Genomic DNA, 20,279 nt, shown 5'->3' on the forward strand with positions numbered 1-20,279 from the left:
ATATTTTAAATACTAATTATAGCGTTACGAAATCATATTGAAACCTGTATATGGCACTAAAACCTCAGGGATTTTAATTCCTTCTGGAGTCTGGTAATTCTCTAATATTCCTGCCAAAACTCTCGGCAATGCTAAAGAACTTCCGTTTAGAGTATGTGCTAAAACACTCTTTCCATTCTCATCTTTAAAACGAAGCTTTAAGCGGTTTGCCTGATATGTTTCAAAATTCGAAACTGAGCTAATTTCTAACCAACGCTCTTGAGCAGTAGAATACACTTCAAAATCGAATGTTAAGGCAGAAGTAAATCCTAAATCTCCACCACAAAGTCTTAAAATTCTATAAGGAAGTTTTAATTCTCTTAGAATTTCTTGAATGTGAGCAACCATTCCATCTAATGCTTTATAAGAATTATCTGGATGTTCTACTCGTACAATTTCCACTTTATCAAATTGATGAAGTCTATTTAATCCTCTAACATGTGCTCCATAACTCCCTGCTTCTCTTCTAAAGCATGGTGTATAACCAGTAATTTTAATTGGTAAACTACTTTCTGAAACTATCTCATCTCTAAAAATATTAGTAACAGGAACTTCCGCAGTTGGAATTAAATATAAGTCGTCTGCACCAATATGATACATCTGTCCCTCTTTATCTGGCAACTGCCCAGTACCGAAACCTGAAGCTTCATTCACTAAATGTGGCACTTGGTATTCTGTATATCCTGCTGCTGTATTTTTATCTAAAAAATAAGCGATTAGCGCTCGTTGTAAACGTGCTCCTTTTCCTTTGTAAACAGGAAAACCAGCTCCTGTAATTTTTGCTCCTAAATCGAAATCAATGATATCGTATTTTTTAGCAAGCTCCCAATGTGGTAAAGCATCTCCTTCTAATTCTGGAACAGCTCCTTCTTTAAAAATCTCAACGTTATCCTCATCAGAATTCCCAGCAGGAACAGATGGATGCGGGATATTAGGAATTTTATATAATAAACTTGATAATTCTTCAGACTTCACATTCAATTGCTCTCCTAAAGTCTTAGAAGTCTCTTTTAACTCTCCTGTTTGTGCTTTTAAGGCATTTGCCTTTTCTACATCACCACTTTTAAAATACCCACCAATCTCTTTGGACAATTTATTAGACTCGGCCAATATGTTATCTAATTGCGCCTGAAGTGCTCTACGCTCTTCATCCAAGGATATCACTTGCTCGATCATTGAAGCCTCTACATTTCTTACTTGTAGTAGCTTAATTACCTCCTCCTTGTTTTCTCTAATAAACTGTACTTGAAGCATGATTATACTTATTTAATTTATAAAAATGATTTTTTTGCCCAGTAATGCAATTTTTCAGCAAAACTGAAGCACAAATTTAAACGTTTACGGGTGATTAAGAAATGTATTTATGTTTTTTTAATTCAGAAGTGAAGACATCTCATTTTTAATAAGAAAAACATAACTCCTTCACTATAATACTTGCTCTTTTATTAATAAAAAGCATCGTAAAAGCAGCCACAAAAAAGTGTTTTAATCTTTAATTCGTTTCTCCTCTTTCTCTTTAGGATTATAAGGATAAATCCAATCTGCGTGCTTAAAGTAGTCCCAAGAAACAGTAGCAAGATCTACATCGGGTTTCACAAAAGACATCCATTCACTATTATTCACACTCACCTTACTCGAAGTAGCATACACACTAATCTCCTCTCCCTTTTCTTGATATTCTCTCTTTAAATGTTGAACAAATTGCCAAATAACATCTGGTTTAGTAGCTACAATACGGCGTTGCTTAGGAGATAAATAATCTTTTAGATTTACATAGTGAGTCCTTCCCGTTGTTTTATTAACCAATTTAAAGCTAATTACCCCAGATTTTCCTCTTAGCATCATTCGCCAACTTAATCGGTGTCCTTCTTCTGTCCATAGTACATTATCCTTAATTACCCAATGACGAAGCGGAAGTAGTATTTGAATCGTAAAATACAAACCTCCAAGAATCAGCAATGGTTTTCTGTAGCTAGGAACCACTATTTCATTAGCAGTATACAACTCTTTTTTCTTCAGAAATAAATTGCGAATCGTTTTAGGCTCAAAAAAGAATAAGCTAAATGCGAGCGACATATACGGGAAGATTCCGATCTGAAAAACAATAGAATTAAACAAATGGAAAAAAATCGAAGCAAAAAATGCCCACTTGCGGGTTCTTTTTATCAGCAGTAAAGGAACTATTAGAAGATCGAATAGAATTCCGGTATAAGTAATAAACACATGAACTGAATGTTGCTGTAAAATATCTCCTATCAAATAATAGTGTGCACGAGATTTCATCAACATTTCAACAACAGAAAAATCTAACCAATCTGGGTATAACTTTGCAATAGCAGCATAAGTATAAACAATCCAAACTTGAAGAATTATTATTAGAGAACACCATCTGGGCATCCATATTCTTTTATAAGAAGGATTCCGAGCATCCACAGAAAAATAACGACTCGCAGGCAATAAAATCATTATCAGGCAAAGTAATAATAACAGATAATAATGGTTATTATAAGAGTTCTTTTGCATAAAATAAACGCCTGCCCACATAATAGTGAAAGCACTCATACTATATCTATACTTATATCCCACCATTACTAAGAGTCCAAAAATGCCCATAATAGCAAAATAGAAATACATCCCATTACCCGGTAATGGTTGCAAAAAATCTAATCCTATAAAATTAAATGTGAATTTAGGATCTATAAGTGCACGTTTTACCCAACCCGTAAAAATGGCGCCTATAGCTTCCATGAAAATTAAAAAACCAAAAATAACTCTAAACACCACAAGTGCAGAATTATCTATTCTCGTAAATAAAAGTTTATTGAGCATGGTTTTTAGCGATATAGGCTAAAGTAGCCTCTTTATCTTTAATAAGTTGTTCTTTTAGCTGAATTATAGAATCGAATTTAGTTTCATCGCGTAACCTTTCAAGCACTTCTACTCTTACTTCAGTACCATAAAGATCTTCATTGAAATCTATAAAATGAACCTCTATTGTCTTCTTCTCGCCATTTACAGTAGGATTGAAGCCGATATTCATCATTCCAAATACCACTTTCCCATTGTAAACACTCTTAACAACATAAACTCCAATCTTAGGAATGAGTTTATATTTCTCTTTGATATAAATATTGGCAGTCGGAAAATCTATTTGCTTCCCTAAGCCTTTTCCTTGAGTAATTTCTCCTGTTAGCATATAAGAATACCCAAGAAAAGTATTTGCTGTCTTTACATCTCCCTCTTCGAGAGCCTTTCTAATTTTTGTAGAACTTACAGACACTTCATCAACCTCTTCCACAGAAATTTGTTCAACTTCAAAATCGTATTTCTCTCCAAAATCTATAAGATCATCAATAGTTGCTGTTCTATTTCTTCCGAAGCGATGATCGTAACCAATAATTACTTTCTTAGCATTTATATTATCTACAAGAACGTCTTTTACATATTCTTCCGCAGTAAGTCTAGAAAACTCTTTTGTAAATGGATGTATGATAAGCTGATCTAAACCAGTTTCTTTTAATATGGAAATCTTCTCGTCTAAAGTATTTAATAATTTTAAATCCGTAGCTTGTTGCAATACCATACGAGGGTGTGGAAAGAACGTTAAGATTGTAGATTTTAAATCGTTTGCAATAGCATTTGCCACCAATTTATCTATAATTTTTCTGTGCCCCACATGAACTCCATCAAAGGTACCAACAGTTACCACCGTATAGTAATTTTCTTCTTTATCAAAAAGATTACGCTTTATAATCACTTAAAAGCATTTAAATTAAACATCATCCATCACAAAATAACGAATTTAAAAGTGAATATTTAATTAAATTAAATAAGTGATTTATTATTTTTTTCGCTGAACAAGGTCAAAAATTGATTATTTTTATTCCCAGCCTATACGTCAAAATGAAAAAAACCACCAGAATCACCCTCTTTTTTTGCATTTTAATATGCTCTGTTTCAGTTTTTTCACAGAACAAACCTCTTTGGTCTGCGACACAACTTAAGCAGAAAAATATTCCTAATCTTCAAGGAAAAGAAACACCAACCTTTACCCTTAATATTCAAGAATTAAAATCGCAATTAGAGAACGCTCCTAAAAGAGGAGGTCAACTTTTTAAAAGAAGTGCGAATGTGGCGGTAACTTTTCCAGTTGATAAAAATAAATTTACGCAATTTGTTATAACTGAAAACAATGTTTTGGCAGCGGAGCTTGCCGAGAAATTTCCGGATATAAAATCCTACGTAGGAACTTCCATAGAAAACCCTTTAGAGAGAATTTATTTTTCCGTTGACAATTCAGGCTTCCATGGAATGATTAGAAATAAAAACGAGATCACCTATATAAATCCATCTGAAAATTCTAAAGGCGATTATTATCTAGCTAAAAAATCAGATTTTGATGCCATTGAATATGAATGTAAAGTAGAAGGAGCCAATACGGAAACTAGTTCTAAAAGTGATAGCAATTATGCGGCGCGCCCAGTAGACGACAGCATGTTAAGAACCTACAGAATGGCATTAGCATGTACCGCAGAATATGCTGCTTTTCACATTAATGCTGCAGGAGTATCAACAGGAACAGAAGCAGAGAAAAAGTCGGCAGTTCTTGCTGCAATGAATACTTCCATCACAAGAATTAACAGCGTTTATGAAAATGATCTCGCCATACAATTACAGCTTATTGCTAATAATGACGATCTAATATTTTTAAATGAAGAAAATGATGGACTTACTAATGGCGACGGGGAAGCATTAATTAATGAGATTCAAAATGTAATTGATAATGCTGTAGGTTTTGGTAATTATGATATTGGACACGTATTTAGCGTTAGCTCTTCTGGAGGTGATGGGATTGCACAGTTAGCTTCGGTATGTACTTCAGGAAAAGCAAGAGGCGTAACAGGATTTGTTAACCCAACAGGAGACGCTTTTGATATAGATTTTGTAGCACATGAAATTGGACATCAATTTGGAGCTACGCATACTTTTAACAACTCTTGTAATTCTAATAGAACTTCTGCTACCGCTGTAGAACCAGGAAGTGGAAGTACAATTATGGGGTACGCAGGAATATGCCCAAGTAACGTGCAAGGAAATAGCGATGCTTACTTCCATGCAATTAGTATTTCGCAAATCTGGGACAATATAACCTTAGGAAATAGCACTTGTGGAGCAACTACATCGATAAGCAACCAACCGCCTGTGGTTTCTCCAATTGTAAATTACAGCATCCCAGCAGGAACCGCTTTTGTTTTAGATGCTGAAGTAACAGACCCTAATGGAGATGTATTAACATACACATGGGAGCAGCAAAATAATGAAGCTTCCGCACAACCTCCTGTTGCCAATGCAGAAGATGGACCTATGTTTAGATCTGTACCTCCATCTATTTCTTCAAAAAGATACTTCCCTGAAGAGAGTGCCGTTCTTAATAATAATTTATCACCAACTTGGGAAGTAATTCCTACAGTCTCTAGGAATCTTAATTTCTCACTTTTAGTAAGAGATAATAATTCTAATGGCGGACAAACAGCGAGAGAAGACCTTACTATTTCAACTATAAACACAGGAAATGCCTTTGCAGTTACCTCTCAAACAACAGAGGAAACCCTTCAAGGAGGCTCTGTATATCCTGTAACTTGGAATGTAGCAGCAACAGACAAGCTCCCTATTAACACCAGCTTTGTTAGCATTCTGCTTATTATCAACGATGATTTAGAAAATCCTATTGTTTTATCTGAAAGCACAAAAAATGATGGAACAAAACAGGTAGTTATTCCTGGAGATATCAATACAGAGAATGCTAGATTAATGGTAAAAGCAGTTGATAATATCTATTTTGCAATTAATGAAGCTACATTAAAAATAGAACCCTCGGACTATGCGTTAATATTTAACACCTTAGAACAAAGCGTTTGTCAACCAAATGACCTTACCATTCCTTTTACATATAATAGCTATGGTACATTTAACGAAACAATCACACTTACTGCGGAAGATATTCCTACTGGAGCAACAGTTACCTTTAGCAATACTGAAGTAACTACAGACGAAACCCCAATAAGCATAACCGTATCTGGAACTGCTAATTTAGCGCATGGAGCTAACACCTTTAATGTGGTAGCAACTTCTTCTGGCGGACAAATAAAAAAATACCCCATAGAATTATCGGTTTATTCAGAAACATTCGAAGAGATAAATCTAACGTCTCCTGAAAACACCGCTTTAGAAGTTCCGCTAACTCCAATTTTCAACTGGGAAGAATATACAAATGCAAAATCCTATGAAATTCAGATTTCAAAAACTTCAGATTTCAGTAATATCTCTTATTCAGAAATTACAAATACTAATGAATTTCAAGCTGAAGCATTAGATGAAACTACTACGTATTATTGGCGCGTAAAGCCTATAAACACATGTAGTGAAGGAAATTATAGCGCTACCTTTTCTTTTACTACCTTAAATATATCTTGCAACTCTTACACCAATAATTCTACGATATACATTTCCAAAGCAGGAGCATCTACAAACACAGCCACTCTAGACATTCTTGAAGGCGGTACTTTAAATGATATAAATATAACGGTAGACATAACACACTCTTGGCTCGAAGATTTAACTTTAAACCTTATCTCTCCATCTGGAACTATTGTTCCGCTACTAACACAGCAGTGTGGAGACGGTAACGATATGCTAGTTACTTTTAGCGACAGTGGCAATAACGTAACATGTACAGCAGCAAACCCAACACTCTCTGGCACTATAAAACCTCAACAACCCCTTTCTACGTTATATGGAGAACCTTTAAAAGGAAGATGGAAACTTGAGGTAAACGATGCAAATAATGAAGATGGAGGAAGCATAAATTCTTTTAAAATAAGCTTTTGTATTGATGGAGACTTTGATCCAGACACCGATAGAGATGGTGTTTTAGACACGGAAGACCTTTGCCCAAACACTCCAATAGGATCTAAAGTAGATGTAAATGGATGTGCTATTTTTAGTATTGCTGCCAACAACTATAAAATAACAATTACAGATGAAACCTGCTCCAATAGTAACAATGGAGGTATTGATATCACCGCGGAAGGAAACTACAACTATGATGCTACCTTGACTGGAAATGGTGTAAATACCAGCTCTCCTTTTAAAACTGACGTAAGTTTTGAAAACCTAAGCGCTGGAAATTATCAATTGTGTTTCACTATAGATTCAAATAACGGATACCAGCAATGTTTCGATATTAATATTGGCGAACCTGCGCCATTAGCCATTTCCTCCACAAGAAATTCAGCAGCAAACAAAGTAATGCTAGAACTTTCTGGAAGTGATGTTTATACGATTGAATTAAATGGAACTATTTCTAAAACAAACAGAGAATCCCTAGAACTATCCTTAGAAAAAGGAGTGAATAGACTAAAAATATATACTGATAAAGATTGCCAAGGTTTTCATGAAGAACTTATTATTAGTGCAGGAGAAATAGCCGCTTACCCTAATCCGTTTATTAATGAAGTAACCATCTATACAGCATTTCCAAATAGCAATTCGTTACTTACTCTTCATAATACCTCTGGAAAATTAATATTCAGTAGAAATGAAAATAGTGACGACTTAGGAAAAATTAAACTTCAACTAGCAGAACTCCCAAAGGGGATTTATATTTTGAATATAAATAATAAGGAATATACTAAAACCCTTAAATTAATTAAAGATTAATAATATGCAGAAACTACAATACATAACATATTTAAGCTGCTTATTATTATTCTTAAGCTGTGGAGGTGATAGTGATGAACCTGAAGAGCCTAAATCTCCAAGTGCCGCGACTTTAATTTTTCCTTTAGAAAATTCTGAATGCACAGAAGGAGTTATTTCCTCTCCCGATGCAGATATAAGTGTGGTTACTTTTGAATGGAATCCTTCAAACAATACAGATTCTTACCAATTAACCATTAAAGATCTTGAAACTACAAGAACGCAAACATTCGATACTCAATCTGCTTTTCAAGAGGTTACTTTAAGCAGAGGGACTCCATATTCTTGGTATGTAGCTTCAGTAAATAGCACCACATTAGAATCTGTAGTCAGTGAAACTTGGAAGTTTTACAATGCCGATGAAGGCGCTATAAGTTACCCGCCATTCCCCGCAGATTTAATAGAGCCTACTCCCGGAAGCACCCTCTACAGTAGTAATACAACTATAAGTTTTATTTGGGAAGCAGCAGATATCGATAATGATATTGTAGGATATAATGTGTTTATGGGAAGCAACAATCCTCCCACAACAAGTATTGCTGATAATACTTCTGAAGAAACACTTACGTATGCTACTCCAAGTACAGGAGTATACTATTGGCTAGTAAAAACAACAGATAGCAATGGAAATATTTCAACCTCTGAAATTTCTCAATTTAAAGTAGAATAATCAGGTGTTATTAAAAGAATTCATAGTATTATTAAGACCTGCTGTTCCAAAAGATTTGATAACCTCTTTAGCTTTCTCCAAGCGCTCTTTCATTTTGCTAGACTCCTCCTCATTCCATTTTCCTAGTACATAATCTACCTGTCTTCCTTTAGAAAATTCTGCACCAACTCCAAATCGGAAACGTGGATAATTGGTTGTCCCTAGTTGACCTTGGATATCTTTTAACCCATTATGACCACCATCACTACCTTTACCTTTTACTCTTATAGTTCCAAAAGGTAAGTTTAGATCGTCTGTTATAACAAGGATATTTCCTAATGGAATTTTCTCTTTCATCATCCAATACTTAACAGCTTTCCCACTAAGATTCATATAAGTACTAGGCTTTAAAAAGACAAAAGTGCGTCCTTTAAACTTATAAGTAGCCGTAGCTCCCAATTTATTAGTCTCGAAAGTAACCGACTCTTCATCAGCAAAGAAATCGAGAATTTTAAATCCTATATTATGTCTCGTATTATCGTATTCGGCACCTATATTACCTAAACCTACTATTAAAAATTTTTTCATTGAATCTACTTCTTCTTCTACTTCCTTTAAAAAAAGTTTCTTTAAACACTGTATCATATCCCTATAACTAGCTGAGATACAAAAATAAAAAAGCACCTCGAAATAGAGGTGCTTTTAAATATATAAGTTGAATGCTTACTCAGCTTTCGCTTTACCAGCAGCTTTTTCTTCTTTAGCAGCCTCTTGAGCAGCTTTCATAGCAGCACGAGATACTCTAACTTGACATACTACTGTATTTTCTGGGTGCATGATTTTATAATCATCATTCCCTACAGCTGTAACGTATAATTTGTTACCAATTTCTAACTTAGATACATCTGCATCTATAAAATCAGGTAAGTTAGCAGGAAGTGCTTTTACCTTAAGTTTACGTTGGTTCATACGTAAAACTCCACCGGCGATAACCCCTGGAGAGTTTCCAACTTTTCTTACTGGAATATCCATTGTTACTTCTTTATCATCAAATATTTGATAAAAATCGATGTGTACAATAGCATCAGTCACTGGGTGAAACTGAATATCCTGTAAGATAGCATTGTATGTATTTCCTTTACCAAATGAAATAACTACTGTGTGTGCGTTTGGAGTGTACACCAAGTCTTTAAATGCTATTTCTTCAGCTGAAAAGTGTAATGGTTTATCCCCTCCGTATAATACGCAAGGTACCTGTCCAGCATTACGTAAGGCTTTAGTTGACTTCTTGCCCACGCTTTCTCTTTGAGATCCTTTAATTGTAATTGACTTCATTATATATGTATAAAATTAAATAATTTACATTAAAAATTTAGAACTGATAGAAGTATTATGATGTACTCTATGCATAACATCTGCAAATAAATCGCCACAACTTAATACTCTTACTTTATCACTCTTTTGCTTTGGCGGAATAGAATCTGTTACGATTAATTCTGTAAGCTTAGAGTTTTCAATTCTTTCGTATGCGTTCCCCGAAAGTAATGCATGCGTACAGATGGCTCTAACGCTTAAAGCGCCTTTTTCCATCATTAGATCCGCAGCTTTTGTTAATGTACCTGCAGTATCTACCATATCATCTACTAACACAACATTCTTTCCTTTAACATCTCCAATAAGCTCCATATGGTCTATTACATTCGCCTTTTTACGTTGCTTGTAACAGATTACCACATCCGAACTTAAAAACTTAGAATATGCATACGCTCTTTTCGAACCTCCCATATCTGGGGATGCTATTGTTAAATTATCCAACTCAAGACTCTTTAAATATGGCAAGAAGATCGTAGAAGCAAATAAATGATCTACTGGCTTCTCAAAGAACCCTTGAATTTGGTCTGCATGAAGATCCATAGTTATTATTCTAGTGGCTCCCGCAGATTCTAATAATTTGGCTACTAATTTTGCCCCTATCGGCACTCTAGGCTTGTCTTTTCTATCTTGTCTTGCCCAACCAAAATAAGGCATTACAGCAGTGATATGTCTTGCAGACGCTCTTTTAGCGGCATCCAACATAAGTAACATCTCCATTAAATTTTCTGAACTTGGATTTGTAGAACCTATTATAAAAACTCTAGCTCCACGCACAGATTCTTCAAATGAAGGCTGAAACTCACCATCACTATATCTAGTAAAAGATACACTCCCTAGCTCTGTCCCAAATGCTTTTGCTATTCTTTCAGCTAAATCTTGACTTTGCGTACAAGAAAAAATCTTTGGATCTGGCACCGAATATGGCATTGTAATATCTTGTTTAGTAGTTAATTATCGTTATGTCATGTAAAATGAGGTGCAAATTTAGAAATTTATTCCAACTCTTAAAGCATTTTGTCACTATTTTTAGTCGGAAGATTAAAAATATTTTATAGTTTTGCAGTCCAAAATTGATATAACGGTCATTATTTACCTGTATCAATTTAATAATAATGCTCGAGTGCCTGCCTACCGATAAGGTAGGGCGAAATTGGTAGACCTGTCTGCCGACAGGCAAGCGCGCTAAAAGATTGCTTATGATTACAGTATATGCTATTTCTAGTTTAAACCGTAATTATATTTATGTCGGAATGACATCCAATCTTGCAGAAAGAGTTAAAAGACATAATACAGGAAGAGAAAGAACCACAAAACCTTATCTTCCATATAAATTAATTTTTTCTGAAGTTTGTTACAACAGAAAAGATGGACGAGCCAGAGAAAAGTACTGGAAGTCTGGAATAAGAAAAGAAAAACTCAGAGTTCTAAGAAACTCTATATAATGCTCGAGTGGCGGAATTGGTAGACGCGCTGGATTCAAAATCCAGTTCTTTCGGGAGTGTGGGTTCGATTCCCACCTCGAGTACTTAAAACCTCTAAAATCTGTTGATTTTAGAGGTTTTTTTATTTTTAGGGGATACAAAAGGGGATACTTAAACCTTAATAAATAATTTAAAACCAGCATAACAGCAGACATCCTAAATCACTATCAATTAATGAGATAAATCGATTATTACTTAATATAAGTAGTCTTTATTACAAAAGATTTTACAAAGAGTTTGATCATGGAACGAATCATAACAAACAATATCTACAAGTCCTAACCTTAAGTTCATATGAGTAATGAAATACAAGCTTCGTTTCACACCAAATTTATTATTAATTAGATTTAACATCTTAGCAATAATAAAATAACTATAAACAGAAATATTTTAATATGTCACTAGGTAATATTTTAAACAAAGTGATGAAGTAAAACGTATAAAAAACATCACTATGTCAGTATTCATACTTTAAAAGAATAAAAGTCAATAATGGAAGTAAAATGGGAAATAAGTTTATTTAATACAAACTAGAATAAAATTAAATACCTCAGTGCATATAAATTTTAATAATAAATCACTTACAAAAATTTTAACAAAACGCAATAGAAGGGGTAAATAAAAAATTCACATTTAGCCTAAAAACCTCCTAAAAAAGGAGGTTTTCATTAGACCAAACAAAAAACTAATCAAATAAAAAGTACACTCATTAAGGCAAATTCAAAATATAAAATCATATAGCCTTCTTACTAAAAGTTATAAAAAAAATATTATTAGATCAGAAACTAATATCCACCTTGTCTCCTATCATCACCTCCTTTTCAAACAAATGCTCAGAGCTAATATTGTTTGTAACTTTTACGAACATTTTTCTTTGTTTCTTTTTCAACTCTATACTAAAGTTTTGTCCAAATGCCTTGATATTTTTTAAATTCATAAAACTCCAATCAGTAGGTAGTTTAGGGGTAAAAGAAAAGCTGTTTAAGCCAGTCGGTGTAATCCCTAATATTCCTTCTGTAAATATTCGACAATATAACCCACTTTCAGCCGACAAATGTGCCATTCCTCCTTCTGGATATGCTTCAACAACATATGGAACTCTATCACCTAATAGCCTTTTCTCTGTAAATGAAATTAATTTCTCTAAAGACCTGTCTGTTTCATTCGCTAAAAAGGTCCCCCTTAGTGCATATAGCGTACCCCGGTCCCAAAATATTTTAGAAATATCTTCATTCTTCGAGTTATTTTCAACATGTATTCCATTTTCAGACCATAATCTATCAAGCAGTGCGTCAACAGTTCCTTCCTTTCTTTCAAATATCCCAACAACTAAAGGTAAACATATCCAATGCCTTAAATATTCATGCTCTTTATAATATTTATAAGTAACTAAACCCTCTATATTTGCTCCAAAGTATTTTTCAATATTCATTTTTAATATTTCAGCTCTATTCCTATACTCTTCAGCTATTCGCTTAGGTTTCCCCATAGACTGAGCTAAATCAGCAGCTAAATTTAAAGCTCCATAATACAAGCTCGAGGTTGACAAATTAGCTGTTCCCGTTTCAATCCTCCCTTCCATTTCATCAGAATCAGAACTAACAACTCCTTGACGGTTCAACATCCTTTTATTGTATTCCAAACACCATTCAATCAACGGCCACAATCTACTTGCCTCTTCATCACTACCTAGCGCCATTACATACTGAGTAGCTCCATATGCTATCATTGCGGCATCTCCTCTGTCTTGTTCATTTATTGGCGCATCACCCTCCATTTCAAAAGAATAACGAATATTAGTAAAATCAAGGTTAGTTTCCTTCTCATAAAGTTCATACATATTATTTGAACTTTTAATCCCTAAATCATACCCTAAATATGGAAAAAAAGGACTAACATATTCTGCTTGATCATTTGCCCAAAAACCAACATAATACCTCCCTCCTCCTGGTGAATGCACGAGCCCTATTTTTGAATCAAAAATACTTTCAGAAGCTCTGATTTTTGAAAAATAAAATAATCTATTCAAGGCGCTATTAGGAGTTTCTAAGATTAAACTTGATTTCATCTTATTAAGAAAATTCGCCCTTCCCACAGACTCAAAATTAATATTATTTAGGCTCGGACTGCTCTCATTATTTAATGATGCAGACATTGCAATAACAAAGGAATATGATTCATTTGGTCCAATTGTAACCTTTTCTTTTAGATTACTTTCAACCTTAGTTCTATATACACCCCTTTCTCCATTAATCTCTCTAGAAATAGTAGTTTCAGTCCCATTAATTTCAATATGCTTTTCTGTTACATTTTTCAAAGACCATTCTTCAACAAATAAACGGTCATTCATTGAAGGGTAGAAAGTTCTAGATAAAACTAAACCATTATCTTCCATATAGATAAATTCAAGCTTCCCTTCTATTACAATCGCATTCAACTTACTTGGGCTGAAAATCAAGTTATTTACTTCTATACTCGGTAAAATTTCGTCAGAATAACTCTCCTTTAAATAAGCACGGTATTCCTTCCAACTAGGATCTGAAGTTTTCAAATAAGTTCTTAATTGAGGATAATATATATCTCTACTTATTTTTAATCCTTCATCATTATAACTATAATGGATAATACTTGAAATCTTTCTCCCTGACATTTCAATGTTATCATTATACTTATGGATCTTATTTTTATTAATATTTAAAATTATGGAGCCTTTATCCTCTATCTTCCATAATTTCCCTTTCTGAGAATATACATTTAAACACAATAATAAAATCAAATATTTTAATACAAAATTCATTTTATAATCTATTTTTTAATTAGTTGTTACTTCTAATAACATCCATTTATCATTCACAACTCCATTTAATATATTTTCAACACACAAATTCCATCCTACAAACCCTACAATATTTCCTTTATCATCTATATAGTCATCATGGGGAGCCAAAGCTGCTCCCGTATCTGCATTATAATTTTCATGCATTGTATTATACTTCTTTATATCATTTATCAGCAATGTCCCAATTGTTCCTGCCAACCATTTCAACTCAGAATTGAATCCATATTTTTTCATTCCTATTGAATAAATATAGTTAGCTATTGGCCAAACTGGCCCTTGCCAATTTGAAAACGGAATAATTGTATTTAAGTTATTATAATCAGGGTCTTCTACTGATAAGGTTCTAAAACCATACTTTGCCTTCATATGGTTTTCACTAAGCAAGTATTTGTTAATCATAGCCTGACCATTGTTCATTTCAGCAATCCCCATCATTAAAGGAACAAACGAAGAATAACTAACACGTTTATAATGTTTTCTAGTTTCCACGTTCATAGTATAATAGATTTGATCTTTGTTATTCCATAAATACTTGTTAATTGCTTCTTTCAATTCTTTGGCCTTTTTAATATAAATTACAGCATCCTCATTATATCCTAGGCTATCAGCTATAGCTGCTTGAGCTATATACTCTTTATATTGAAGTGCTGAAATATCAGGAGCTAAAAATTTTCTCTTATCTTCCATAAAATAATTCATTGCAACATTATTATCTGCACCACTTTGCATCGCCACATCCCAATAAAATAATCCAGTCGCATTATCCCTTTGCGTTTTTTCCCTATATGTAAGCACTCGTTTTATTTTTTCATAGAAAGGTATAATCCAATTAAAATTATTCATTTTCTTTGATGAGAGATAAACACCTTGTGATAAAAAAGGCTTCATCGAGAACTTACCAAATATAGGTCTTGGCCCATTAGTAGTTGCACATCCAGAAACATACCCTTCACTATCTATCCCTTTTATCAAGTTTAGACACCAGTATTTAAGATATTCAGGCCTACCTTTGCTTGCAAAATAGTTACCTATAAAGAATCCATCCCAGTCCCACATTTGTTTATAAAACCCAGCAGGAATAAGGTAAGGATATTCTAAATAGCCTTCAGGAGATTGAATCACTTTTTGCGATAGAGTTTTATAGTGAGTACTCAATTGGGTATATATCTTATCTAATTCATCATCATCATATAGATCTATTGATAAATCTTTATTCATTTGACTATTTACATTTTTTGTTTTCTCATTATTAACGGTTGTCTGATTACAACTAAAAATAATGAGGCTAATAACTAATAAAAATTTCTTCATCACATTTTTTACAATTTCCCCATTGTTTCAACTACCAATTAGGGTTGTTTGGCGCTAGGTTTGAATTAATATCTATTTCTCCTTGTGGTATTGCCCACAACTCATGCTTACCACTAACAAACTTATAACCTTTACTTTGCATGGTCTCAGATATTATTCCCCATCTAACAAGATCATAATAACGTTTTTGCTCGAAACATAACTCAACTCTTCTTTCATGATAAATAGCTTCTCTAATTAATTTTTGCGTTAAAGCCTCAGATAAAGGAAGTAATCCAGCCCTATCTCTAATAGCGTTAATATCTTTTAGAGCATTTGTTGATTGATTTAATTCATTATACACCTCAGCTCTTAACAACAATACTTCTCCTAACCTAAGTACCACATAATTATTATTAACATAGTAAGGTGTTCCTGCTGTATAATCATCAAACGCTACCAAGCCTTTTCTACAATTGTAACCTGTAGATGACCATGACTTATCGTAAACATCACCACTAAACAAGTCTCCATCACTCAATATAGTAGATTTTAATCGTACATCTCCATCCTCAAACTCATCCACTAAATCTTGAGTAGGTAATAGAAATCCTATACCCCCCCAATTAACATCTGAGGTTCTAGGGGATATCCATCCATTTCTGTTATAACCTTCTCCATCACTAGCTCCTCCTGTCTCAAAATTAACTTGAAATATGATTTCAGGGTTCAATTCATTTCCAATTGAAAAAATATCTTCATACTCATTTGAAAGCTGATAATCGTAGTCACCTATAACACTATTCAATAATGGCAATGCTTCACTCCATTTTTTTTGAAAAATATAAACTTTGGCTAACAATGATTTTGCAGCACCCACAGTTGCTCTACCAAGATCTGTATCCGATAATTCTGATGGCTTAGATAAATTGTTTATACTAAAACTTAAATCTTCTTCAATAAAGCTCCAAACATCCTCTCTCGAACTCCTTTCGACATCATAATCATCTGGAGAATTTGGTCTTGTTATAATTGGAAGATTCCCAAATCTTATCGTTAAATCAAAATAACTTAATCCTCTAATGAACTTTGCTTCTGCAATTAACCTGTTTTTAACCTTTAGACTTATATCCTCTTCAGACATATTATCTATACGTTCAATTGCAAGGTTACAGCGAAATATAATATTATAATAAGTCTTCCACTTATCGACAAAAATATGATTATCGGCCGATGCAATAAACTTTTGCATTTGATCCATACCTGGCTGATCAGAAGCTCCTCCTCCCCCTTTAAGAGCATCATCAGTCTGTACATCTTCGACAATAGACATCGGTCCGTATATGTTATAGTTTTGTAATCCATCATAGCATGCATTGACAGCCTGGATTGCCTCTTCTTGATTTGTATAAAATGTTTCAACGCTTAAAGTCCCTAAAGGATCTTTTTCTAATATATCCTTATTGCATGCGCTGATTAAAAAAAACATAGAAAGGATTGATATTTTTTTTACTAAATTCATAGTTATTTTTTTTAAAGACTTATGTTTAAACCGAAAATAAATGATTTTGCTACGGGATATTTTGCACGATCAACCCCTATATCTGTTCTAGATGATTTGGTCTGATACATTTCAGGGTCAAAACCCCTATAAGAAGTAATTGTAAATGGATTATCAAGACTTACATACAACCTAAGTCTCTCTACGTTTATATTATTTAAAACTTCTTCAGGCAAACTATATCCTAACTGCAGGTTTTTAACTCTTAAAAAAGACCCATCTTCAATCATTCTTGTAGAACTTCTAGTATTCTGATTAACATCTTCTCTTGTTACCCTAGGTACAGAGTTTGAAGTTCCTTCTCCCGTCCACCTATCAAGTATATTTGTCCATTTATTATATGGTTCTGCTCCAGATTCAATCTGTCTTATCATCCCATTGTATATATCATTTCCATAAGATCCATAAATCCTGACTCCCAAATCAAAATCCTTATAATTTGCTTGACCATATACCGAAAATGTAAAATCAGGATTTGGGTCACCAATATAGGTTCTGTCATTATCATCTATAACCCCGTTATTATCCAAATCTTTAAATTTTATATCTCCAGGTTCTGCATTAGGCTGAGCTCCATAGTCAGTAACTTCATTCTCATTTTGAAATATACCATCAGTAACATATCCGAAAAACTGACTTACTGGCTTACCTACTTCTGTACGAGTCCACCTTTCACCTAAATAAGTTTGGTCACTCCAGATATAATCAACAGTACCCAAATCAAGAACTTCATTTTTAATAGTCGTAAAATTAGCTCCAAAACCATAAGTAAATTCATTCTCTTGTTTAGACTCATAATCTAATGATATTTCAAACCCTTGATTTCGCATTTTACCAACATTTGTATATGCTGTTGTTGAATATCCAGAAGTTGCTGGTGCTGGCAAAGTCAATAACATATCCTCAGTATCTTTAATAAAATAATCTGCATTAATAGATAATTGACTATTGAAAAACTTCATATCAATCCCTATATCATTTTGAATTGTAGTTTCCCAAGTTACATCTGGGTTAGATGGAGAGTTAGGTGTATAGCCAGATGCTGTTCCTTGATTAATTCCTAAAGGGTAATACACCAAGTCTAAATTATTCGCCCAAGGATAATTACTATAGATATCTTGATTACCAAGCTTCCCAGAACTTAATCTAAGTTTTAAGTAATTTATAAAGGAACTATTTTTCATAAAAGCCTCCTCTGAAGCAACCCAACCAACAGATACCGAAGGAAAAGTCCCAAATTGATTTGACTTACCAAATCGTGAAGAGCCGTCACGACGAATGTTAGCTTGAATCAAATATTTGTTTTTATAACTATAGTTCACCCTACCTAAATATGACAATAGCGCATATTCCGAAGCAATTCCACTATTATTTCTAGTACCTGAGCCTGCATCTAAATACCAAAGGTAAGACTCATTATTCGGAAAATCCTTTCTACTTCCATTAAGAGTTTCATATGTATTATTTTCCTTAGTGATTCCTAATAAAAAATCAAACTTATGAGCATTCAAAATTTCTAAATTGTAATTAACTGTATTTTCCCATACCCACTTCCTTGTTAATGCAGAGGTTTCAAACAACTCACTTTGTATTGACTGTGTGCTACCCTCGGTATAAGTTGGATTAAAGTTTTTCCCCCTATCGTATAAAAAGTCATATCCAAAAAATGTTTTAAAAACTAAGTCTTTTACAGGCTCTATCTCTATATAGCTGTTACCCATGAATCTATAACCCTTGTTTGAATCGTTACTTAACAATGCTAATCTAACTGGATTATCAGAATCTCCAACATACTCAGCAGGACCTACATTACCTCCCCAATTACCATCTTCAGTTTTAACTGGAACTGTCGGCAATTGCCTCAAAGCTCCAAAAAGCACACTAGTCCAAGAGTTGTCATCAGGGATTATTTGACGATCACTTTCTGAAAATGATAGATTTGCTCCAGCCCTAATGGCGTCTGAGAACCTTACTGTCCCGTTTGCTCTTGCTGATATCCTTTCGAAATTACTACCTATTACAATCCCTTCCTGATTATAATACCCTAAGGACATTAAAAAATTAGACTTATCAGAACCTCCTGAGAACGTTAATTGGTGATTCTCTATAGGCGAAGTTCTAAAAACTTCATTTTGCCAATCTGTATCAACAGGATATTCGCCCCCATTACCATATTGGCTAGGATCTTGCCAAAATTCATTATCATCCAATCCTGAATTCCGATAAGCTTCTTTGGTAATGGCGACATATTCCTGAGCATTTAAAACATCAATTTGATTTGCGGTTTCCTGAAACCCAAAATAACTTTCTAAACTAATAGACGTACGGCCAGCTTTCCCTTTCTTTGTAGAAACAATTATAACTCCATTTGCAGCTCTGGAACCATAAATTGCTGCTGCTGCTGCATCTTTCAATATTGAGATTGATTCAATATCGGAGGGATTGATTGCACTAATTCCTGTTTTTGTAGGAAAACCATCTATTACATATAACGGATCATTATTTCCAAAAGTACCAGTACCTCTGATCCTAACAGATATACCTCCACCAGGTTCTCCAGAATTAGCAGTCACCTGGACACCCGACACTTTACCCTGCAACGCTTGAGAGACACTAGGAACAGCATTCTCTTTCAATTGTTTTTCATTGACAAATCCCACACTTCCTGTCAAATCCCTTACTTTTTGTTTACCATAACCTACTACCATTACGGCTTCTAATGCATTAGCCTCTACCTCAAGTTGAACTACTACATCATCATTTCCGTCTACTATCAACTCTTTTTCCTTATAACCTATATAAGAAAAAATTAAAGTTGAATGACTTGAAGGTACTAATATCTCAAAGTTACCATCGAAATCCGTTGACACTCCATTATTAGAACCCTTTAACATTACTGTAGCGCCTGGCAAAGGCATGTGATTTTCGTCAAAAACTATTCCTTTAACTACCTTTTGAGTTTCCCTACTTTGGAATAATTCATTACTTCTTCCAAAGCTAACAGCATTAATCATTAGCATAAGCAAGAGTATTAACCCATTCTTTCTGGGGGTGTGTTTTTTCATAACATCTCTAATTTAGTTGATTTAAAATATTTAAGAATCAAAACTAGTTTATAAGACATATTTAAAATGATAATACTGTATCATAATTTAATAACATAATCTCTTTTACAATTAAAGCACCACTAGTAATTAAATATTTAGCTTCTTAATGGCTTAAACTCACACATGAATATTTTTATAGCAATAATAAAATCAATAAGCCATTTTAATATTTTGATATCAT

General features: G+C 33.7%; 13 protein-coding genes and 1 tRNA gene. 4 read left to right on the top strand and 10 right to left on the bottom strand.

Going from position 1 to position 20,279, the window contains the following annotated elements:
* Positions 1-24: 24 nt before the first annotated feature.
* The 3 genes from serS to JM658_RS11810 all read right to left on the bottom strand — a co-directional run bounded on the left by serS (position 25) and on the right by JM658_RS11810 (position 3,796).
* Entirely contained in the window at positions 25-1,293 is a 1,269-nt protein-coding gene (serS, locus tag JM658_RS11800) for a serine--tRNA ligase (protein WP_236959470.1), read from the bottom strand.
* A 231-nt stretch (positions 1,294-1,524) separates the two neighbouring features.
* Positions 1,525-2,868 (bottom strand): HTTM domain-containing protein, encoded by a 1,344-nt coding sequence (locus JM658_RS11805; protein ID WP_236959471.1) that lies wholly within the window; start codon positions 2,866-2,868, stop codon positions 1,525-1,527.
* Positions 2,858-3,796, bottom strand: coding sequence for a bifunctional riboflavin kinase/FAD synthetase (locus JM658_RS11810; protein ID WP_236959472.1), 939 nt, complete (start codon positions 3,794-3,796; stop codon positions 2,858-2,860). Before JM658_RS11810 ends, JM658_RS11805 begins: the two co-directional genes overlap by 11 nt.
* 146 nt (positions 3,797-3,942) lie before the next feature.
* On the opposite strand from JM658_RS11810, the gene JM658_RS11815 reads away from it, so the two are divergent.
* Complete coding sequence (locus tag JM658_RS11815) at positions 3,943-7,758, top strand: reprolysin-like metallopeptidase (protein ID WP_236959473.1); 3,816 nt, start codon at positions 3,943-3,945, stop codon at positions 7,756-7,758.
* Positions 7,759-7,762: 4 nt separating this feature from the next.
* Positions 7,763-8,467, top strand: coding sequence for a hypothetical protein (locus tag JM658_RS11820; RefSeq protein ID WP_236959474.1), 705 nt, complete (start codon positions 7,763-7,765; stop codon positions 8,465-8,467).
* Here the strand turns inward: JM658_RS11820 and pth are convergent, their stop codons facing one another.
* The 3 genes from pth to JM658_RS11835 all read right to left on the bottom strand — a co-directional run bounded on the left by pth (position 8,468) and on the right by JM658_RS11835 (position 10,747).
* Positions 8,468-9,091: an aminoacyl-tRNA hydrolase gene (gene pth, locus JM658_RS11825; RefSeq protein WP_236959475.1), complete on the bottom strand. Its 624-nt coding sequence runs from the start codon at positions 9,089-9,091 to the stop codon at positions 8,468-8,470.
* A 78-nt stretch (positions 9,092-9,169) separates the two neighbouring features.
* Positions 9,170-9,781, bottom strand: coding sequence for a 50S ribosomal protein L25/general stress protein Ctc (locus JM658_RS11830; protein WP_236959476.1), 612 nt, complete (start codon positions 9,779-9,781; stop codon positions 9,170-9,172).
* A 24-nt stretch (positions 9,782-9,805) separates the two neighbouring features.
* On the bottom strand, positions 9,806-10,747 hold the full coding sequence (locus tag JM658_RS11835) for a ribose-phosphate pyrophosphokinase (RefSeq protein ID WP_236959477.1): 942 nt from the start codon (positions 10,745-10,747) through the stop codon (positions 9,806-9,808).
* A 269-nt stretch (positions 10,748-11,016) separates the two neighbouring features.
* On the opposite strand from JM658_RS11835, the gene JM658_RS11840 reads away from it, so the two are divergent.
* Together JM658_RS11840 and JM658_RS11845 are read left to right on the top strand one after the other, a co-directional pair.
* Positions 11,017-11,262 (top strand): GIY-YIG nuclease family protein, encoded by a 246-nt coding sequence (locus tag JM658_RS11840; protein ID WP_236959478.1) that lies wholly within the window; start codon positions 11,017-11,019, stop codon positions 11,260-11,262.
* 1 nt (position 11,263) lies between these two features.
* Positions 11,264-11,345, top strand: a tRNA-Leu gene (locus JM658_RS11845).
* Between the two features lie 734 nt (positions 11,346-12,079).
* Here JM658_RS11845 and JM658_RS11850 read toward each other — a convergent pair.
* The 4 genes from JM658_RS11850 to JM658_RS11865 are packed head-to-tail and all read right to left on the bottom strand — an operon-like array spanning position 12,080 to position 20,056.
* A complete protein-coding gene (locus JM658_RS11850; RefSeq protein ID WP_236959479.1) occupies positions 12,080-14,098 on the bottom strand; it encodes a glucosidase family protein in 2,019 nt (672 codons plus the stop codon).
* A gap of 15 nt (positions 14,099-14,113) precedes the next feature.
* Entirely contained in the window at positions 14,114-15,451 is a 1,338-nt protein-coding gene (locus JM658_RS11855) for an alpha,alpha-trehalase (protein ID WP_236959480.1), read from the bottom strand.
* 31 nt (positions 15,452-15,482) lie between these two features.
* Positions 15,483-16,952, bottom strand: coding sequence for a RagB/SusD family nutrient uptake outer membrane protein (locus JM658_RS11860; protein WP_236959481.1), 1,470 nt, complete (start codon positions 16,950-16,952; stop codon positions 15,483-15,485).
* 11 nt (positions 16,953-16,963) lie between these two features.
* Positions 16,964-20,056, bottom strand: a complete 3,093-nt coding sequence (locus JM658_RS11865; RefSeq protein ID WP_236959482.1) for a SusC/RagA family TonB-linked outer membrane protein — start codon at positions 20,054-20,056, stop codon at positions 16,964-16,966.
* Positions 20,057-20,279 lie beyond the last annotated feature (223 nt).

It is taken from the genome of Joostella atrarenae, from assembly GCF_021764745.1.
Classification (GTDB): domain Bacteria; phylum Bacteroidota; class Bacteroidia; order Flavobacteriales; family Flavobacteriaceae; genus Galbibacter; species Galbibacter atrarenae.

Bases quoted from the DNA above. Each gene is read 5' to 3' on its own strand.
- serS (WP_236959470.1), bottom strand. From the start codon at position 1,293: ATGCTTCAAGTACAGTTTATTAGAGAAAACAAGGAGGAGGTAATTAAG.
- JM658_RS11805 (WP_236959471.1), bottom strand. From the start codon at position 2,868: ATGCTCAATAAACTTTTATTTACGAGAATAGATAATTCTGCACTTGTG.
- JM658_RS11815 (WP_236959473.1), top strand. From the start codon at position 3,943: ATGAAAAAAACCACCAGAATCACCCTCTTTTTTTGCATTTTAATATGC.
- JM658_RS11820 (WP_236959474.1), top strand. From the start codon at position 7,763: ATGCAGAAACTACAATACATAACATATTTAAGCTGCTTATTATTATTC.
- pth (WP_236959475.1), bottom strand. From the start codon at position 9,091: ATGATACAGTGTTTAAAGAAACTTTTTTTAAAGGAAGTAGAAGAAGAA.
- JM658_RS11830 (WP_236959476.1), bottom strand. From the start codon at position 9,781: ATGAAGTCAATTACAATTAAAGGATCTCAAAGAGAAAGCGTGGGCAAG.
- JM658_RS11835 (WP_236959477.1), bottom strand. From the start codon at position 10,747: ATGCCATATTCGGTGCCAGATCCAAAGATTTTTTCTTGTACGCAAAGT.
- JM658_RS11840 (WP_236959478.1), top strand. From the start codon at position 11,017: ATGATTACAGTATATGCTATTTCTAGTTTAAACCGTAATTATATTTAT.
- JM658_RS11850 (WP_236959479.1), bottom strand. From the start codon at position 14,098: ATGAATTTTGTATTAAAATATTTGATTTTATTATTGTGTTTAAATGTA.
- JM658_RS11855 (WP_236959480.1), bottom strand. From the start codon at position 15,451: ATGAAGAAATTTTTATTAGTTATTAGCCTCATTATTTTTAGTTGTAAT.
- JM658_RS11860 (WP_236959481.1), bottom strand. From the start codon at position 16,952: ATGAATTTAGTAAAAAAAATATCAATCCTTTCTATGTTTTTTTTAATC.
- JM658_RS11865 (WP_236959482.1), bottom strand. From the start codon at position 20,056: ATGAAAAAACACACCCCCAGAAAGAATGGGTTAATACTCTTGCTTATG.